This window comes from Saccharothrix coeruleofusca (assembly GCF_014648515.1).
GTDB classification, from domain to species: domain Bacteria; phylum Actinomycetota; class Actinomycetes; order Mycobacteriales; family Pseudonocardiaceae; genus Actinosynnema; species Actinosynnema coeruleofuscum.
Genome location: NZ_BMRG01000003.1, coordinates 174099 through 175631, shown reverse-complemented (window position 1 = coordinate 175631; position 1533 = coordinate 174099). Strand labels below are relative to the sequence as shown.

1 protein-coding gene and 1 pseudogene are annotated in these 1533 nt (G+C 74.5%); both read right to left on the bottom strand.

The window, feature by feature from the left end; all coding sequences use genetic code 11:
• Positions 1 to 304: 304 nt before the first annotated feature.
• A complete protein-coding gene (locus IEZ00_RS09260; RefSeq protein ID WP_189223308.1) occupies positions 305 to 1447 on the bottom strand; it encodes an RNA polymerase sigma factor in 1143 nt (380 codons plus the stop codon).
• A gap of 8 nt (positions 1448 to 1455) precedes the next feature.
• Positions 1456 to 1533 (bottom strand): annotated as a pseudogene (locus tag IEZ00_RS38330) (YciI family protein); the annotation flags it as partial.

Here is a 1533-nt window from a genome sequence, read left to right as displayed (position 1 = left end):
GGGGGCGCGCGCGGAGCGCGCGCAGCGGGGTGCCCGCGAGCGCCGTCCCCGTATGACCTGGGCTCGTCCCGACCGCACGGGTCAAGGGGCCCTGAACGCACCACCAACCCCGCACAAAAGCCTGGGCCCCTTGACGCGTGTGGTTCGCCTTCGGCAGGTCATACGGGGACGGCGCGACCCGCCATCCTTGGCGACCTGCCGCGCGGCGAGCGCTCTCTTTGCTGGGTAACCCAACCCGAACGACGAACTCAGGGGTCCTGAGCGTTCGACTCGCGGTACCTGAGCGTTCGACTCGCGGGGGCGGCTACTGCCGATGCGCGTTGAGCCGGGCGGCTTGGCGCGTCAGGTGGTCGCGCTCGGCCAGGTTGGACGCCTTGCGGGCCGCTTCGGCGTACAGCCGCGCCGCCACCGCCAGGTCCCCGTCGCGCTCGTGCAGGTACGCCGCCACCGCCGCGTAGCGGGGCAGCGAGTCGTCCAGCTCCGCGAGCGCCGCCAGTCCCGCGCGGGGGCCGTCGGCCTCGCCGACGGCCACCGCGCGGTTGAGCCGCACGACCGGACTCCCGGTCAGCCGCACGAGCTCGTCGTACCACTCGACGATCTGCACCCAGTCGGTCTCCTCTGCCGTGAGCGCGTCGGCGTGCAACGCCGCGATGGCGGCCTGCGCCTGGAACTCCCCCAACCGATCACGGGCCAGCGCCGCCTGCAGGATCTCCACGCCCTCGGCGATCATCCGGGTGTCCCACCGGCCGCGATCCTGCTCGGCCAGCGGCACCAGGCTCCCGTCGGGCGCGGTCCGGGCCGCGCGCCGGGCGTGGTGCAGCAGCATGAGCGCGAGCAGCCCCGCCACCTCCGGGTGGTCGGTGGCGGCGGCGAGCTGCCGGGTGAGCCGGATGGCCTCCACCGCGAGGTCGACGTCCCCGGTGTACCCCTCGTTGAACACCAGGTACAGCACCCGCAGCACGGTCGAGACATCCCCGGCCTGGTCGAACCGCACCCCGGACACGGTGCGCTTGGCGCGGCTGATGCGCTGCGCCATGGTCGCCTCGGGCACCAGGTAGGCCGCGGCGATCTGGCGCGTGGTGAGCCCGCCGACGGCGCGCAGCGTGAGCGCGACCGCCGACGATGGCGTCAGCGACGGGTGGGCGCACAGGAAGTAGAGCTGGAGCGTGTCGTCCACGGCGGGCGCGGGCTCCGGCGCGGGTTCCTCGTCCACGACGTCCTCGCGCCTGCGGCGGGCGGCGTCGGCGCGGGTCGCGTCGAGGAACCGCCGCCAGGCCACGGTGACCAGCCAGCCCTTCGGGTCGCGCGGCGGGTCGGTCGGCCACACGCGGACCGCCTCGACCAGCGCGTCCTGCACGGCGTCCTCGGCCGCCGCGAAGTCGGCTCCGCGGCGGACGAGGACGGCGAGCACGCCCGGCGTGGTGCTCCGGAGCAGGTTCTCGTCCAACTGGGACGTCACTCCGTGATGGTGGGCGGACCGCTCAGGAACGGCCGCAGCTCCAGCCACTCGTGGATCGGCTTGCCACCCGCGCC